The organism is Streptomyces sp. NPDC025793, assembly GCF_055558375.1.
In genome coordinates this window covers 1-1,270 of record NZ_JBVHMR010000158.1, presented here as the reverse complement: position 1 = coordinate 1,270, position 1,270 = coordinate 1, and the positions used below count along the sequence as shown (strand labels likewise).

1 protein-coding gene and 1 pseudogene are annotated in these 1,270 nt (G+C 68.2%); both read left to right on the top strand.

Annotated features, from left to right (window positions below; all coding sequences use genetic code 11):
* Window positions 1–2: 2 nt before the first annotated feature.
* Window positions 3–203: pseudogene (locus ACZ4MF_RS49060) on the top strand (CurL C-terminal domain-containing protein); the annotation flags it as partial.
* A gap of 57 nt (window positions 204–260) precedes the next feature.
* A partial coding sequence (locus ACZ4MF_RS49055; RefSeq protein WP_467500965.1) for an acyltransferase domain-containing protein occupies window positions 261–1,270 on the top strand: 1,010 nt, incomplete at its 3' end.

The window sequence follows — 1,270 nt, the reverse complement described above, 5'->3', positions numbered from 1 at the left end:
CGGTGGTGCCGTTTGTGTTGTCGGGTCGTGGGGCGGGGGCGTTGGGTGGTCAGGCTGCTCGGTTGCGGTCGTTTGTGGCGGAGCGGCGTGATGTGGCGTTGGTGGATGTTGCGTATTCGTTGACGGCTGATCGTGCTGTGCATGGGCATCGGGCGGTTGTGGTTGCGTCGGGGCGCAAGGAGTTGCTGGACCGGTTGGCGGTTGTTGCGGGGGGTGAGGCCGGGGCCGGGTGTGTGTCGGGTGTGGCGGGGCGGGGCCGGGTGGCGGTGGTGTTCACCGGTCAGGGTTCGCAGCGGGTCGGGATGGGCGGGGAGTTGTATCGGCGGTTTCCCGTGTTCGCGGCTGCTTTTGACCAGGTGTGTGAGTTGCTGGATCCGATGGTGAAGGCGGCTGTTTTCGGGGAGGACGGTGCTGGGGTCCGTCTGGATTCGACGGAGTTCGCGCAGCCGGCGTTGTTCGCTGTTGAGGTGGCGTTGTTCCGGTTGTTCGGGTCGTGGGGTGTGGTCCCGGATTTCGTGACCGGTCATTCCGTGGGGGAGATCGCTGCGGCTCATGTGTCGGGGGTGCTGTCGCTGGCGGATGCCTGTGCGTTGGTGAGCGCGCGGGGTCGGTTGATGCAGCGGCTGGCGTCCGGTGGGGTGATGGTGGCGGTCGCCGCTGGTGAGGACGTGGTGGCGCCGGTGGTGGCTGAGCAGGGTGGCCAGGTGTCGATCGCCGCGGTGAACAGTCCGACATCGGTGGTGGTGTCGGGGGCCGAGTCTGCGGTCGAGGGGGTTGTGCGGCGGCTGTCCGGGCAGGGCTGCCGGACGAAACGGCTGGCGGTGAGTCATGCGTTCCATTCGCCGTTGATGGAGCCGATGCTGGACGAGTTCCGTGCGGTGGTGGCCGGGTTGGCGTTTCAGCCGCCGCGTATCGGGACCGTGAATGAGGCGATGGCGGATCCGGAGTACTGGGTGCGGCATGTGCGTGACACGGTGCGGTTCGCCGACACTGTCGCGCGGTTGCACGAGCGGGGTGTGACGCGGTTTGTCGAGTTGGGTCCGGACGCGGTGCTGACCGGGTCGGTGCTCGAATGCCTGGACGGCCAGGACGTTACGGCGGTGCCCAGTCTGCGTCACGGCCGGGGCGAGGCCGAGTCGGTGCTGGCGGGGCTGGGTGCGTTGTTCACCACCGGAGTGGCGGTGAACTGGCCGGAGGTGTTCGCCGGGACCGGCGCCCACCACACCGACCTGCCCACCTACGCCTTCCAACGCCGGCACTACTGGCTGGA